Origin of the sequence: Prevotella sp. S7 MS 2 (assembly GCF_000762865.1) — a bacterium.
Lineage (GTDB): Bacteria > Bacteroidota > Bacteroidia > Bacteroidales > Bacteroidaceae > Prevotella.
Genome location: NZ_JRPT01000017.1, coordinates 1 through 14,381, shown reverse-complemented (window position 1 = coordinate 14,381; position 14,381 = coordinate 1). Strand labels below are relative to the sequence as shown.

The following is a 14,381-nucleotide window of genomic DNA, read 5'->3' as shown; positions in this document are numbered from 1 at the left end:
TACTTATGAAACAGAAATCGTATATCGGCCGATGGCTGGGCATCCTTTTGGGAACCCTAATCATCATCATCACAGCCGCATCGTGCTACATGCTCTCGTTCTCCCTGTCTCCTAGAGACAACCGGGAAACGTATGTGAAGACACAATTACAGGAAGTGGTAGCTGCAAATCCCGAAATTAAACCGTGGATAGACAGCCTGCTGCATATTCATGCACTACACGACACCATTATATATAAGGTGAATGGTGAGCGTATGCACGCCTACTATGCCTATGCACCGAGCCGTACCCCACTCACAGCCTTGCTCATCCATGGGTATAAAGACAGTGCCGTGAAGATGCTGCATATAGCCTATATCTACGCCCGAATGGGGTATAACGTGCTGTTGCCCGACCTCTATGGACACGGCCTAAGCGATGGCGACCATATACAAATGGGATGGGAAGACCGCAAAGATGTCTTGCGCTGGTCAGCGTTTGCCGATTCGCTGTTCGTCGGAACGAAGCAAGTGCTTCATGGTATATCCATGGGAGCAGCCACAGTGATGATGTTATCAGGTGAAAACACCCCGTCTTACATTCGCTGTTTCATAGAAGATTGTGGCTATACCGACGTGTGGGATGAGTTTAGAGGGGAACTTTCAAACCAATTCAGCCTCCCCTCATTCCCTTTGATGTACACCACGAGTGCACTTTGCAAGCTGCGTTACGGTTGGTCTTTTGCTGAAGCTTCAGCATTAAAGCAAGTTGCAAAATGCAACAAACCGTTGCTCTTTATCCATGGTACGACCGATACCTACGTACCCACCCGTATGGTTTACCCGCTCTATACGGGCAAACCGCAGCCCAAACAACTCGCCCTCTTCCCCCACTCGGCTCATGCCATGAGCTATACCGACCATCGTCAAAAGTATACCGAGATCGTAAAACGATTCGTTGGAAAATATATGGAATAACAGTAAGCCTATTTTTGCTGATCTACTCCCCCTCTTTCTTCCCGTATTCCCGTTGTAGTTCTGCTATGCGGGCATGTCGTTCCATGGAGTAGGTACCGCTATTGGCTTCTAAATAATCCAAGAGCGAGAAGGCTTTAGAGAGCAGGATGTCACGTGTCGGTCCGGTTTCTATACAACCTTCATGGTAGTATAACTCTGATAACATTTCGAGTTTCATGATGCGTTTTTCCGGGGTTTCACCCTCAAGTGCCTGCATCACTTCGTCAATAGTGGCCGTACCGTAAAACGCATAAGGCCCTACATACTGCTCATATAGTTTATGCAGTTCTTCTTTTCGAGCCGTAAACTCTTTCTTTTCCAGTACTTTGGCCAGTGCAGCCATAAACTCTTGTATGAGTCTGAGGTAGTAGTCGCGTTGTAACATCGTTATGATTCGTTTTGAATACTTTCGTATAGCTTTTTATAAAAAGGATGCTTGGTGAGCGTATCTACGTCACCTAGGATGATGAGTTTCATTCGGGCACGCGTGATAGCCACGTTCATTCGTCGCAAATCATTGAGAAATCCTATCTGCCCTTCATCGTTACTGCGCACCAACGAAATCAGAATCACATCGCGTTCCTGCCCTTGGAATCCGTCAACGGTGTTTACCGAGATGAGATGTCGATAGGATTTGAAGAATTCGCGCTTACCGATGAGGCGTCGCAAATATTGCACTTGGGCACGATAGGGAGAAATAATCCCCACGTCGATACGCTCTTCCAACACGCGCTCCTTACCTATCTTATGATAATAAGCCTCCAGTTTTTGCAACGTCAATTCAGCCTCCTCCTTGTTAATTCGGCCGAAACTCTCTCCCACGAAAGTCTCTCCTGTCGTCACTTCCGTACGCTCCCACTCAATAGGATTATCATAATCCAGAATGCCACGGAACTTGATTTGCGGCGCACTCTCTACCTGTCCGCCATAAAACCAGTCGCTCGAAAAACGCATTATCTGCTCGTTCATACGGTATTGCACCTTGAGCAGCGTCACCACTTCGGGCTTGTTCTCCACAATCCGTTCCATGAGCGTCTTGCCTAGTCCAGCTTCCAATGCCGCAATACTCTTGATGGTAGGCGGCAATTGACAATGGTCGCCAGCCAAGATGACACGTGTTGCCTTACGAATAGCTATCCAACAAGCAGCTTCAAGAGCCTGCGCTGCCTCGTCGATGAAGAGCGTTCCGAACTTCTGACGGTCGAGTAAACGGTTCGCTGCACCCGTTAATGTAGATGCAACAACACGAGCTTCGCCAAATAGTTGGGCATTGATGCGTATCTCAAGTTCCGCTGCTCGACTCTTCAAACGTTCCAATTTCTGATGGTAACGGTCGTCTCGGCCACGCCGTTGGCCTCTCAACTCACGTATAGCTTTCCGTATAGCCCACAGCTGGGGATAATCCGGATGCGACTCGAAGCGTCTCTCATAGGTAAACGACAACATCTTATCATTCACACGCGATGGATTACCGATACGCAGCACATTAATACCACGGTCTACCAACTTCTCCGAAATCCAGTCTACGGCCATATTGCTCTGTGCACAAACGAGCACCTGACTCTCGCGCATCAGTGTTTCGTTGATGGCTTCTACCAATGTGGTAGTCTTCCCAGTGCCCGGTGGACCATGCACCACCGCCACATCTTTAGCCCACAACACCTCGTTCACGGCCTTCTCCTGCGTAGCGTTGAGCCATGGGAAACGCGTGGCTGCAAAAGTAAATCGTTCGGCCGGGCGATGCGAATAGAACAAATCGCGCAGATAGGCCAATCGGTTTCCATCGGCACGGGTCACCTTGTCAAGTGCTTCAAACATCAGTCGGTAACTTGTTTCGTCGAAAAATAGCTGCACACCCACCATAGATGTACAGGCCTGCACATCCGACAAGCAAGCCGAGTCGGGCACAGTGACAACCATGCGCTCACCTTCTACATAGCCCACCGAACCAGTAAAAGGGAAATAATGTATGCGTCCGCTCTCACCATCGACGCGAAAGAATACCACCGGTCGGCCATACTCGAAGTTACATTCTATCTCCTCATCGGTCGTACGAAACACTTCCAACGACAGTTGGTTCAGCGAATTATAGTAGCTTTTGCCCACTCTCAGCGGATACCAAGCATCGCCACGCTTCACCTTTCGTTGCAATCCCATCGTTTCGGTTTGCTTCCGAAAGGCTTCTTTCTCTGTGTTGTATTCCAACTCTAGCAACAATCGTTGCTGTTTAAGACTTTGTATGGTCGACGTTTCACTCATAGCTGCATGCAAAAATAGCAATAAATATGCTAACAACAAAGCCTGTCGTCATCGCTTTTTTTTGAGAAAGTTACGTTGTCGGTCTCTATTTTATTTCGTAATTTTGCATCTATACAATATCATTCAATCCCGTTATAACCTAATGAGAGAAACGTTTTTATCCATAAGTATACGCATTTTTCTAGTTAGCTTGGCATGGAGTTGCATGCCCTTGAAAGCTGCACAGCCATCACCGACCATCCATCTTATCCCTCAACCACAAGAGATTCAAGTTGGCGAAGGTACTTTCCTGTTCTCCCCATCTACCACGATTGGCGTGGCTCACCCATCGCAACAGCCCGTCATACAGCTATTCGTCGACGCGTTACGGCGAGATTTTGGCTTTACATCCAAGATGGTATCGACCGACCAAGCCGACATACGCATCATCACAGATAGCAGTCTAGCGGACGAAAGTTATATCCTTGACGTCGATACCAAACATATCACAATCCGCTCGGCTGGTAATAGTGGAGTCTTCTATGCGATACAATCGCTTCGCCAACTCATGCCTACGCAATCACCATGGTGCGTACCTGCTGTTACCATCAAAGACTCGCCACGCTTTGGCTATCGTGGTGTAATGATTGATGTTGCACGTTTTTTCACTCCCAAAGACCATCTTCTACAAATCATCGACTGCATGTCGATGCTTAAACTCAACCGACTTCACCTGCATTTGACAGACGACAATGGGTGGCGTATTGAAATAAAACGTTATCCACGGCTCACGTCTGTAGGCTCTAAACGCGTGGTTAGGCCGGGCAAACTCTTCCCCGAACGACGCAATCCGGAGCCCGGTGAACCGGTTTATGAGAAGGGATTCTACACTCAAACCGACATTCGAGAGATTGTATCCTACGCTGCTGCTCGGCAAATAGAGGTGATTCCCGAAATCGACCTACCTGCCCATAGCAACGCTGCATTGGCCGCTTACCCGGCATTGAAGTGTCCGGTAGTTGACCAACCCACCGGTGTACTACCCGGACTGGGTGTTGCTCGTGCCAAGATTATATTCTGTGCAGGTAACGACAGCGTATATTCTTTCCTCCACAACGTACTCGATGAGGTGATGGAGTTGTTCCCCTCGCATTACATTCACATCGGTGGCGACGAGGCCGACAAAACTTATTGGAAACGTTGTCCGCGCTGTCAAGCACGCATGAAGCACGAACATATAACCAACGAAGAAGACCTACAGGGCTATTTCATGTCACAATTAGCACAATATATACGCAGCAAAGGGCGCAAAGTGATAGGCTGGGACGAACTGACTAACAGCCAAACACTACCCGAAGGGGCTGTCATCTTCGGTTGGCGAGGAATGGGACAAGCCGCTCTAAAAGCTGCCCGACAGGGACATCCCATCGTTATGACACCGGCTCAAAAACTCTATCTCATCCGCTATCAGGGCCCCCAACGCTTTGAACCGATTACCTATTTCGGCAACAACACGCTGAAAGATGTGTACGACTACGAACCCGTACAACGCGATTGGACGTCCGCCATCACACAACAACTACTTGGTATACAAGGCTCTTTGTGGACAGAATTCTGCCAGACCACTGCCGATGTCGACTATCTGCTCTTCCCTCGCATGCTAGCCTTGGCCGAAACAGCGTGGACTATGCCCGTACATAAAGATTGGAATCGATTCTTGAAAGCCACCGACAACTACTGCGAACAACTCGGAAACATGGGTATCGTACCGGCACGTTCGATGTTTAACATTCAAGAATCGGTCGTTCCGCACAATGGGAAACTACAAGTGGCACTCGACTGTATCCGTCCCGACGTGCAAATACGGTACACTCTCGATGGCACACCACCTAGCCCGACCTCTCCCCTATACACCTCACCACTCGAAGTGTCTACCGATGTCACCATTCAGGCTGCCACTTTCCGCGATAACCATCAGGAAGGTGAGACCTTGTCATTCCCCATTCATTGGAACAAAGCCACAGCTTGCCCCATCAAAACTATGGGCGCCACCCTACCCTACACATTGACCAACGGGGTACGAGGTACCATGAAGTACACCGATTCAGAGTGGTGCTCGTGGAATAATACCGATAGCGCATCATTCATCATCGACCTACAACGCATCCAACCCATTAAATACATCCGTCTAGGATGTATCAATAACTATGGAGTAGCCGTACATCGGCCGGCTCAAATAGACGTTTTGGCATCTAAGGATGGGCGAAAGTTCCGTCCCATAGCAACCTACCAGTGCGATGAAGCCGACTTGTTTGCCGATGGAACTTTCCGTGAAGACCTTTCTTTCGCCTTCCAATCAAAGGCTCGATATGTCAAGATACAAGTGCGTGGAGCTGGTATTTGTCCCCCATCCCACGTCCGTCCCGGCCAAAAATCCCGTTTCTTCTTCGACGAGGTGATAGTGGAATAAAGATGAGAAGAATGGAATGTTCTTTTTCTACAGACTAAATATAAAGTTGTAGAAGTAGCCTAGTATCACGATAAAAAGTGTGACTGTCCCAAAATAAATACCAATGAGTCGCCACGTCATGACTTTTTTCAACAGTGTAGCTTCCGGTAACGAAAGTCCTATTACTGCCATCATGAACGCCAAGGCTGTACCCATGGGAATACCTTTAGCCACAAGCACTTGAATGACAGGTACAATTCCTGCGGCATTAGCATACATGGGGACAGCCAATATGACGCTGAGTGGCACTGCAACCCATTGATTAGCTGCCATATATTCAGCGAAAAAGCCTTCCGGAACATACCCATGCATGGCTGCCCCGATTCCAATTCCTACAAAAATATAGATGATGACACCTTTCACAATATTCCATGCTTCGCGGATGATAGATGGCATCCGCTGAACAAAAGTAACATGGTCGTGCTCCCATTCTTCTGTTTGGACAGTGGAATTCTGTTGGATATGCCTAACCCATTCGCTCAGATAGTTATCTAGATGTATCTTGTTAAGTATAAATCCTCCGACTACGCCAAGCAAGATACCCACTCAATACATAAATTATTGTAATTCGGAAACCGAATGTTCCAAGAAACATAGCGACAGCGACCTCATTGACTAAGGGTGAAGTAATGAGGAAAGCCAACGTCACTCCCAATGGAATGCCGCCTTTCACAAAGCCGATGAAAAGAGGAATAGACGAACAAGAACAGAATGGAGTGATTGCACCAAAGACCGAAGCCAGAACATATTGCATACCATAAAGTTTATGGTTGACAAGGTAATTGCGCAATCTTTCTATCGGAAAATAAGCATTGACGATACCCATGATGATACTGATAAAGAAGAGTAACTATAAAATCTTCATCGTATCATAAAAGAAAAAATTGACTGCGATGCCCAATGAACTGTGGGAATCTAGTCCAATACAACGAAAGGAAAGCCAATCTGCAAAAGCCTGTAACATGTTTATATCGTATTGAATGGAATATTAGCCGTTACTACATATACATTTTGGCAAATCAGATGAATTAATCTCTGTAAAATAGAACTTTGTGAATTCACGCTTAATCTCTTCGCGAACCCTAACAAATTCATTGTATATAAAATCCGGGGAGCCTGTCACCTTAGAGGGATCTTCAAAGCCTATATGCATTCGTTTGCCCACTTTACCTTGGAATATAGGGCAAGTCTCGTTAGCATGATCACATACCGTTATGACATAATCCCAACATTGGTCTAGATAACGTTCTACCGATGTGGGCGTATGGGTGCTGATATCAATACCTATCTCCTGCATCATAGATACCGCCATAGCATTAACATGGGCAGCAGGTTGTGTGCCTGCCGAACAGACTTCCAATGTTTTATCAAGCGATTGCAGGAAACCATGTGCCATTTGGCTACGACAACTGTTGCCTGTACATAATATTAGAATCCGTGACATCTTTTTAATAAAAATAAGACTAAGTTAGGAATAATTGCATAATTTCCCCTTTCATCATTCCACAATCTCTTACTTACTTTCCTGCAAAGCTTCGGCTTAAGCCCAATATCATTTGAATCAAGAAATCATTCTGTAATATTGGTACTTATAAATGTAATATTTATAGTATCATGCACGAGTCTTTTATTTACCTTTGCACCGTGAATCATCAGATTTAAAAAGCAAGATAAACAAACTATAACATCATATGTATATTGAAAAAATCAACAGTCCCAAGGATTTGAAGGGACTCTCTGTAGAACAACTCAACACTGTTGCCGATGAAATACGTGCCGGAATCTTGAACCGCGTGAGCCAGCACGGTGGTCATGTGGGCCCTAATTTGGGTTTCACAGAGGCTACTGTAGCGCTTCATTACGTATTCAACGCTCCCGAAGATAAAATTGTTTTTGATATTTCTCACCAGAGTTATCCGCACAAGATGCTCACCGGACGTGCCGAAGGGTTCTTGGATTCAAGCAAGATTGACAGCGTTTCTGGATTCAGCTCACCTCTTGAATCGCCTGTATACGACAATTTTGAGATTGGACACACCTCAACTTCCGTATCATTGGCATCGGGTTTACAGAAAGCACGCGACATCATGATTAAATGATAAAAACCAAACGTATATACGACCCGGTAGCCGATACAGACGGCTATCGGGTTCTCGTTGACCGGCTATGGCCACGCGGATTGAAGAAGGAAACAGCCCATATAGACTTATGGGAAAAAGAGATTGCGCCAACCAACGAATTGCGTAAGTGGTTCGGACACGCCCCTGAGAAGTTCGAAGAGTTTGCTCGTCGTTACCAAGAAGAACTACAAGCAAACCCTCGTTTTGCCGATTTTGAGACGATGATAAGGCAAGAGAGCGAGCAAGGAGACGTGACATTACTTTACAGTGCACACGATGAAGCCCACAATAATGCCGTTGTTTTGCTCAACATATTAAGTATTTGAGCTTTTATTTCTGATTGTCTTACGTTTCCACTACCTTTGTAGAAGTTAACCGGCACTCGGCAATTAGGAAGTTAACTTCCATTGCACTCATTTGCATTAACTTTGTAAATATGAACGAAACCATTACACTCTGTGGCTTAGCAATAGGTTATCGACAAGGCAACAATGTAAAAGAGGTGGCCAACAACTTGACGGCCGCGTTGCAGGCAGGCGAATTGACTTGCTTGCTTGGAGCTAATGGTGTCGGCAAATCGACCCTTTTGCGCACATTAGCAGGCTTCCAACCACCGTTAAAGGGCAGTATAGACATTTGTGGAAAGCCGTTGTCAAGTCTTTCCGATGCGGAACTGTCTCGGTTGGTCAGCGTAGTTCTCACGCAAAAAATGACTATCCAAAACATCACGGCACGCGAGATGGTAGAGATGGGACGTGCTCCTTACACAGGATTCTGGGGCAGATTGCACTCCGAAGACCGCCAAGCCGTAGACGAAGCACTCACTCTTGTAGGCATGAAGCACATGAGTGACCGTATGATACAGACACTGAGCGACGGCGAAAGGCAAAAGATCATGATTGCAAAGGCGCTAGCTCAACAGACACCTATTGTATTTTTAGACGAACCGACAGCCTTTCTCGACTTTCCAAGCAAGGTAGACATGATGCAACTGCTGCGTCGATTGGCCGCGCAACACAATAAAACGATATTCCTATCTACACACGATTTAGAACTAGCTTTGCAATTATCCGACCGCTTATGGTTATTGGATAGCGAGCGAAAACTACATATCGGCACCTCCGAACAGTTGGCCGAAAACGGCACTTTAAGCCGATATGTTGGGAAAAACGGCATCGAATTCGATGCCGAGACATTAGCGATACATCTTCAAAAAGACATTAGCGCCTCTCCGCACGAATAATTTCTTCGACTTCTTCTATCGTTCTATCGAACGGACCTGAATGCTCTAGCTTCAAAGTACACATGGCAGCGGCGAACTTTCCGGCCTCTAAACAGTCCAAACCTTGCGACCGACAATACAGATAACCGGCCGAATAAGTATCTCCACAACCCGTCGCGTCGACCACCTCTTGAGGTTTATAAGCAGGAATCTCATAGAACTTGCCGTCTGAATAAATCAACGAACCATAGCTTCCAAGTGTAATGACTACCTCATCGACACCCATTTCGTGCAACTGGATAGCCACCGTACGTGGGTTCTTCGAGTTGGATATGACTGTCATCTCGTGCTCGTTGAGTTTCAATATATCTGTGCAAGCCAGTATTTCTTCCTTATCTTTCCAGTCAACAGCATGCACATTCTCACCCCGAACTTCCCTCAAATAGCCCTGAACATCAATAGATATACGTCCTTTTGTGGATAGATATTTCACCGTTTCAGGCGAGAAGTCGTCGTCGAGAAGCGAACCTAAATGAAAGATTTTAGCCTCGATATCGTACATTTCAGCCACTGTGAATGGGTCAGCTTTAGCCAATACGCGTTGCGTTCGGTTGTTAGAGTTAGCCCCATATTTGTTTTCAAAGTACACGGTATGCTTACTTGGATGGCAAACCACCTCAATTCCGGCCTGTCTCATCTTCTCAACCTCGTCCATAGAACCCTCCCCTACCTTCGTCAAGAGTTGAAAGTCCACCTTTCGGGGAAGCTGATTAATACCGTAAGCAAAATAAAATGCCGTTCCACCGGCCATCTTTACAGTCTGCTTAGGAGTGATTATCTTATCACGAGTAATATGGCCTACGCAGCAAATATCTTTCATTTAGTGAATTGTTAAGGCTACAAAGATAAACTAATTTGCAGGCTTTTCAAAATAAAAAGACATTTATCTTCCAGCCATTTCCACTTGCATAGCCATCGGGAACAGCACCTCATTCTCCACTGTAGTGTGCTCTTCGAGGTGTTCACGAAACTCTTTCAACCCTCTCATTGCCTCCCGATAATCGTCATCGGTACCCTCAGGAGCCGTATAATCGTTTGTCAATTGCGCTATACGGTTATGTCTTTCGGTCTCATCGGCATGTTCGGCCATCATCACAGAGATAGGTCCTTGCACCGAACCGCAATGGAACATCGGTGCTTGTTGGCCGTTACGATAAGACTCATACATCTCCATACAGAAGGGGAACAGTACATTTTCCTCTTTCTGTAGGTGCATATCAAGGTCTTCAAGGCTGTTTCTGAAGTGGTCGACAACCTTCTGTAAGTCGGGAGCATCAGCCTTATGAGCCAGTGCCACACGCTGTAACTGTTCTAGGAGTTCCGGTCCTTGCTCGCGAATACCGCGATGGTGAATCTTCAATACATAGTCGATGAGCAGGTCGAGTGGCCACTGTTCAAAATCCAAAATAGTCTTCATATCAATCTTTTTACCTTAAAATTACTATTTATAAGTTTCGCATGAATGCTCAAATTTGGAGTTATCCGGAAGTTAAACGTCTTAAAAACGTTGGAGTAATAAAGGAGTTAATAAACAAACGTCTGTTAACTTCAAGCCTCAAAGAGGATTTTACTCCCACTAACTTCTATCCATACACAAGTTCGCAAAACTTAAATTACCTGTTATTCTTTATCTTCTTAATCAGCAGTATGCACTTTCTTGCGTTTCCCACTGAACTCCGTGAAGTCCACACGGATAATCTCTGTGCGGTGAAAACTCTTGTGAGCATACTTATCTCCAATCTCTTTGAAGTCGGGCGATAGTTTATCTATAAGTAGATGTAAGGCCCTCATGCGCTCCTCTTCGTCCAATCCCACGTGGGCAATACCCGTCAACACCACGCTCTCATACTCTGTTGTAAACTGTCCGGGCAACAGGTGTACACGCCCTACAAGACAAAACGACACCTTATTATGATTGTTGATGATACGTAATTTGCGACCTTCGGGCGCACAATGAATATAGATACTGTCGGCTCCATCCCATACATAGTTCACCGGAATACCGTAAGGTGTACTGTCGGCATCGGCCATTGACAACACACCGAACTCACTTGTACGCAGCAGTTCGATAGCTCTTTCCTTGTCCATGAGGCGGTCTTGTCGCCTGATAGTCTCGTTCACATATTTCATTATCACGTGGTTTTGAGGATTCTTCGGTAGCAAAAGTAGAAAGATTCAGACACTCCTAAAGGCACAAATGTTACCTTTTTAGAGTTAATGTTAGTTAAGATTATTAGGCCGATTAGCATGATAAGCCTAATAAGATTCCTATCTTTGTAGAAGAAAGGCTGCATTCGGCAATTTGAAAACAAGTTTTCATTGCTCCCATTTGCCTTTCTTTGGTAAAAAGTTACAATCAATATAACAAGCTATGAGCGATAAAGAATTGATGCGCAAGGCCATTGCCTTGTCGATAAATAGTGTAAAAAACGGTGGTGGACCCTTCGGTGCCGTCATCGCAAAAGATGGTGAAATCATTGCCGAAGCGTCCAATAGCGTCACCATTGACCACGATCCTACGGCGCATGCAGAGGTCAATGCCATCCGTCAAGCGACTGCCAAGCTGGGCACTTTCGACCTTACAGGCTGCGACATCTACACCAGTTGCGAACCATGTCCGATGTGCCTGGGAGCCATTTATTGGGCGCATATCGACCGAATCTTCTATGCCAACAACCGCAAAGACGCTGCCCGAATAGGCTTCGACGACGAGTTCATCTACCGCGAGATTTCTTTGGCACCACAATACCGCCAAAAAGCACTCATCAAACTGCTACCCGAAGAGGCTAGAGAAGCCTTCGAACTATGGCAACAGAGCGACAGCAAGACCGAGTATTAGCCGATTAGAGGATATTGAGCAGTTCACCGAACCGCTCAATCGTCCGCAGATTCTCATGTACAAAAGCCTCCATGTGCTCGTGTTGCCACGTCGCATGGAACGGTATATGCACCGCCTTGCCACCGATTTGGAGCACTGGAGCTATATCAGAGCGGAACGAATTGCCCACCATCACCAGTTCCTCGGTCTTCACACCTAGGTTTTCACAAAGCTGATGGTAGGCTTTCTCCGTCTTATCAGAGACGATAGCGACTTGGTCGAAATACGGTTCCAGCCCCGATCGGTGTAACTTCTTCTCTTGGTCTAGTAGCTCCCCTTTAGTGAATACAGCCATACGAAAACGCCCACAGGCTCGCAACCGAGCCAGCGTATCGGGCACCTCGGCCAACGGACGAGCATGAATATGCAGCAATTGGCGACCCAGTTGCAATATCTCGGCAATGATTTCGGCCTTTACTTGTCCCTCACTCACCTTCACGGCATTTTCTACCAACGACAGCATAAAGGCTTTCGCGCCATAGCCAAGGTCGTCCATATTGGCCGTTTCTACATCAAAGAGCGAAGCCGAAATAGCCTCTGCCCCACCATATTCGGCCAACAATTCACAATAACGACGCTCTACTTGGTCGAAATGCGACTGGCAATCCCACAGCGTATCGTCCGCATCGAAGGCGATAGCCCGTATGTTTTGTAATTTCTCCATGATTCAATTTCGTGCAAATATAACCAAAATCCGACATATAACATGATTCAAATAGCCACTTTCCATTCACCTTTTACATCGAAGTTCGGCATTCCCAAACAGAGCGGACTGGCTCCGTCGCTGCAAGGCACCATCGTCTTTACACCCGAATATCGAAATGCCGACTCGCTCAGAGGCATCGAAGAGTTTGACTATCTATGGCTCATTTGGGAGTTTTCGGCCAACCGTCAGCGTGCCAACAGTCCTGTTGTGCGACCTCCACTGCTCGGAGGAAACGTCAAGATGGGTGTGTTTGCCACGCGTAGTCCGTTCCGTCCGAATAACATCGGACTCTCCTGCGTACGTCTGTCACATGTGGAATGGAACACCACACAAGGCCCCGTAATTCATGTCGAAGGCGCTGACTTGATGGATGGAACACCTATTTACGACATCAAACCCTACGTAGTGTATGCCGACTGTCACCCCGATGCCCGCAGTGGATTCGTAGATCGGCAGCCCATCAAGCGACTCCGAGTAGAGAATATCGACCTATTAAAAGAGGTGTATAGCCCCGATGAACTGTCGGCCTTGCAAGCTTCGCTCGAACTCGACCCGCGTCCGCACTATCAAGAAGACCCCACCCGTATCTATGGCATGCCTTTCGGTGGCCGCGATGTACACTTCCGCGTAGCCGATGGAGTACTGACCGTGCTACCATAAATTATATGTGAGCACATATCTTAGCCTGCCTTGTCCCATAACTCATCCACTTATAGACTCACAAGCAAAAGAATTCATCCCACATCCAATACTCCCTCTCCTTGGGAAAGAGCCGGGGTGAGATTGCTGCAACCACTTCTCAGCATTACTGCCTAGCCCATGCAGCATTGCTGAAAAGCCCAAACAGCGATGCTGATACGCCCCTGCAATAACTTCTCCTCAACTCTATCCCAAAGAGAGGAAGATTGTATTGAGTTGACAAATAGACAAGTTTTGGGTGAGGAGTGATGAGTTAAGAGCAAGAAATTTAGAGTTTTAGATGAGCAACCTGCCTTTATGAATTCATAATGGCTTCTTTTCGACATGCAAATATAAAAATATTAAAATTCTATAGGAAACGACACAACGATAGATTCTTTTTCGTATATTTGCACCAAATAAATAATTAATACAATTACTATTATGATTTCAGAAACATTACAAGAAGCGCTAAACGGACAGATAGTAAACGAGATTTACTCTGCTAACTTATATCTTTCAATGTCGTTCTACATGGAGAAAGAGGGATTTGAGGGTTTTTCAACATGGATGAAAAAGCAATCGGCTGAAGAAATGGACCACGCTTACCAAATGGCTAACTACATTATCAAGCGTGGCGGAACAGCTACTGTAAACCAGATTGCTGCTGTTCGTCAGACATGGAACTCTCCTTTGGAGGCTTTCGAAGACGCTTATAAGCACGAATGCCATGTAAGCAAGTTCATCGATAACCTTTTGGATAAGGCTATTGCCGAAGGCGATAAGGCTACACAAGACTTCCTTTGGCAGTTTGTTCGCGAACAGGTGGAAGAGGAAGCTACTGCAAGTGGCATCGTAGACCGCATCAAGAAGATGGGCGAATCTGCTATCTTCGGTCTTGACCAACAGTACGGTGCACGCGTATAATTCACATACGATATACCAAGAGGGGCGATTTGATGAATTCATCAAATC

The 14,381-nt window shown here is 46.3% G+C and carries 14 protein-coding genes and 2 pseudogenes; 8 read left to right on the top strand and 8 right to left on the bottom strand.

The features are described 5' to 3' along the window. The first annotated feature begins 5 nt into the window (after window positions 1-5). A complete protein-coding gene (locus HMPREF0671_RS03675) occupies window positions 6-956 on the top strand; it encodes an alpha/beta hydrolase (protein WP_036896772.1) in 951 nt (316 codons plus the stop codon). Between the two features lie 22 nt (window positions 957-978). On the opposite strand, the gene HMPREF0671_RS03670 is transcribed toward HMPREF0671_RS03675, so the two are convergent. Continuing rightward, the gene (locus HMPREF0671_RS03670; RefSeq protein WP_036896770.1) at window positions 979-1,380 is read right to left on the bottom strand and encodes a hypothetical protein; all 402 of its coding nucleotides are present in this window, start codon (window positions 1,378-1,380) and stop codon (window positions 979-981) included. 2 nt (window positions 1,381-1,382) lie between these two features. Next, window positions 1,383-3,254 carry an AAA domain-containing protein gene (locus HMPREF0671_RS03665; protein ID WP_036896769.1) on the bottom strand — a complete coding sequence of 624 codons (1,872 nt, stop codon included), beginning with the start codon at window positions 3,252-3,254 and terminating at the stop codon, window positions 1,383-1,385. Between the two features lie 142 nt (window positions 3,255-3,396). Here HMPREF0671_RS03665 and HMPREF0671_RS03660 point away from each other — a divergent pair, with 142 nt between their 5' ends. Beyond that, the gene (locus tag HMPREF0671_RS03660; RefSeq protein WP_036896852.1) at window positions 3,397-5,703 is read left to right on the top strand and encodes a glycoside hydrolase family 20 protein; all 2,307 of its coding nucleotides are present in this window, start codon (window positions 3,397-3,399) and stop codon (window positions 5,701-5,703) included. 27 nt (window positions 5,704-5,730) lie between these two features. Here the strand turns inward: HMPREF0671_RS03660 and HMPREF0671_RS03655 are convergent. Continuing rightward, a pseudogene (locus HMPREF0671_RS03655) lies at window positions 5,731-6,706 on the bottom strand (permease). Between the two features lie 24 nt (window positions 6,707-6,730). Further along, the gene (locus HMPREF0671_RS03650; RefSeq protein ID WP_036896766.1) at window positions 6,731-7,186 is read right to left on the bottom strand and encodes an arsenate reductase ArsC; all 456 of its coding nucleotides are present in this window, start codon (window positions 7,184-7,186) and stop codon (window positions 6,731-6,733) included. 247 nt (window positions 7,187-7,433) lie between these two features. On the opposite strand from HMPREF0671_RS03650, the pseudogene HMPREF0671_RS03645 reads away from it, so the two are divergent. The 3 genes and pseudogenes from HMPREF0671_RS03645 to HMPREF0671_RS03635 form a co-directional block, all read left to right on the top strand. Continuing rightward, window positions 7,434-7,832, top strand: a pseudogene (locus HMPREF0671_RS03645) (1-deoxy-D-xylulose-5-phosphate synthase N-terminal domain-containing protein); the annotation flags it as partial. An 8-nt stretch (window positions 7,833-7,840) separates the two neighbouring features. After that, window positions 7,841-8,188, top strand: a complete 348-nt coding sequence (locus HMPREF0671_RS03640; protein ID WP_369793919.1) for a DUF488 domain-containing protein — start codon at window positions 7,841-7,843, stop codon at window positions 8,186-8,188. 110 nt (window positions 8,189-8,298) lie between these two features. After that, window positions 8,299-9,105, top strand: a complete 807-nt coding sequence (locus HMPREF0671_RS03635; RefSeq protein ID WP_036896760.1) for an ABC transporter ATP-binding protein — start codon at window positions 8,299-8,301, stop codon at window positions 9,103-9,105. Here HMPREF0671_RS03635 and HMPREF0671_RS03630 read toward each other — a convergent pair. The 3 genes from HMPREF0671_RS03630 to HMPREF0671_RS03620 form a co-directional block, all read right to left on the bottom strand. Continuing rightward, window positions 9,083-9,964, bottom strand: a complete 882-nt coding sequence (locus tag HMPREF0671_RS03630; protein WP_036896758.1) for a PfkB family carbohydrate kinase — start codon at window positions 9,962-9,964, stop codon at window positions 9,083-9,085. The genes HMPREF0671_RS03635 and HMPREF0671_RS03630 overlap by 23 nt on opposite strands. 63 nt (window positions 9,965-10,027) lie before the next feature. After that, window positions 10,028-10,561, bottom strand: coding sequence for a hemerythrin domain-containing protein (locus HMPREF0671_RS03625; protein ID WP_036896757.1), 534 nt, complete (start codon window positions 10,559-10,561; stop codon window positions 10,028-10,030). A gap of 218 nt (window positions 10,562-10,779) precedes the next feature. Next, complete coding sequence (locus HMPREF0671_RS03620; protein WP_036896756.1) at window positions 10,780-11,274, bottom strand: pyridoxamine 5'-phosphate oxidase family protein; 495 nt, start codon at window positions 11,272-11,274, stop codon at window positions 10,780-10,782. A gap of 241 nt (window positions 11,275-11,515) precedes the next feature. Here HMPREF0671_RS03620 and HMPREF0671_RS03615 point away from each other — a divergent pair, with 241 nt between their 5' ends. Further along, window positions 11,516-11,983 carry a nucleoside deaminase gene (locus HMPREF0671_RS03615; RefSeq protein WP_036896754.1) on the top strand — a complete coding sequence of 156 codons (468 nt, stop codon included), beginning with the start codon at window positions 11,516-11,518 and terminating at the stop codon, window positions 11,981-11,983. A 4-nt stretch (window positions 11,984-11,987) separates the two neighbouring features. Here the strand turns inward: HMPREF0671_RS03615 and HMPREF0671_RS03610 are convergent, their stop codons facing one another. Next, a complete protein-coding gene (locus tag HMPREF0671_RS03610) occupies window positions 11,988-12,686 on the bottom strand; it encodes an HAD family hydrolase (RefSeq protein ID WP_036896751.1) in 699 nt (232 codons plus the stop codon). Window positions 12,687-12,728: 42 nt separating this feature from the next. Here HMPREF0671_RS03610 and tsaA point away from each other — a divergent pair, with 42 nt between their 5' ends. Then, window positions 12,729-13,388, top strand: coding sequence for a tRNA (N6-threonylcarbamoyladenosine(37)-N6)-methyltransferase TrmO (tsaA, locus tag HMPREF0671_RS03605; protein WP_036896750.1), 660 nt, complete (start codon window positions 12,729-12,731; stop codon window positions 13,386-13,388). 462 nt (window positions 13,389-13,850) lie between these two features. Then, window positions 13,851-14,333, top strand: a complete 483-nt coding sequence (locus tag HMPREF0671_RS03600) for a ferritin (RefSeq protein WP_036896749.1) — start codon at window positions 13,851-13,853, stop codon at window positions 14,331-14,333. Window positions 14,334-14,381: the final 48 nt, after the last annotated feature.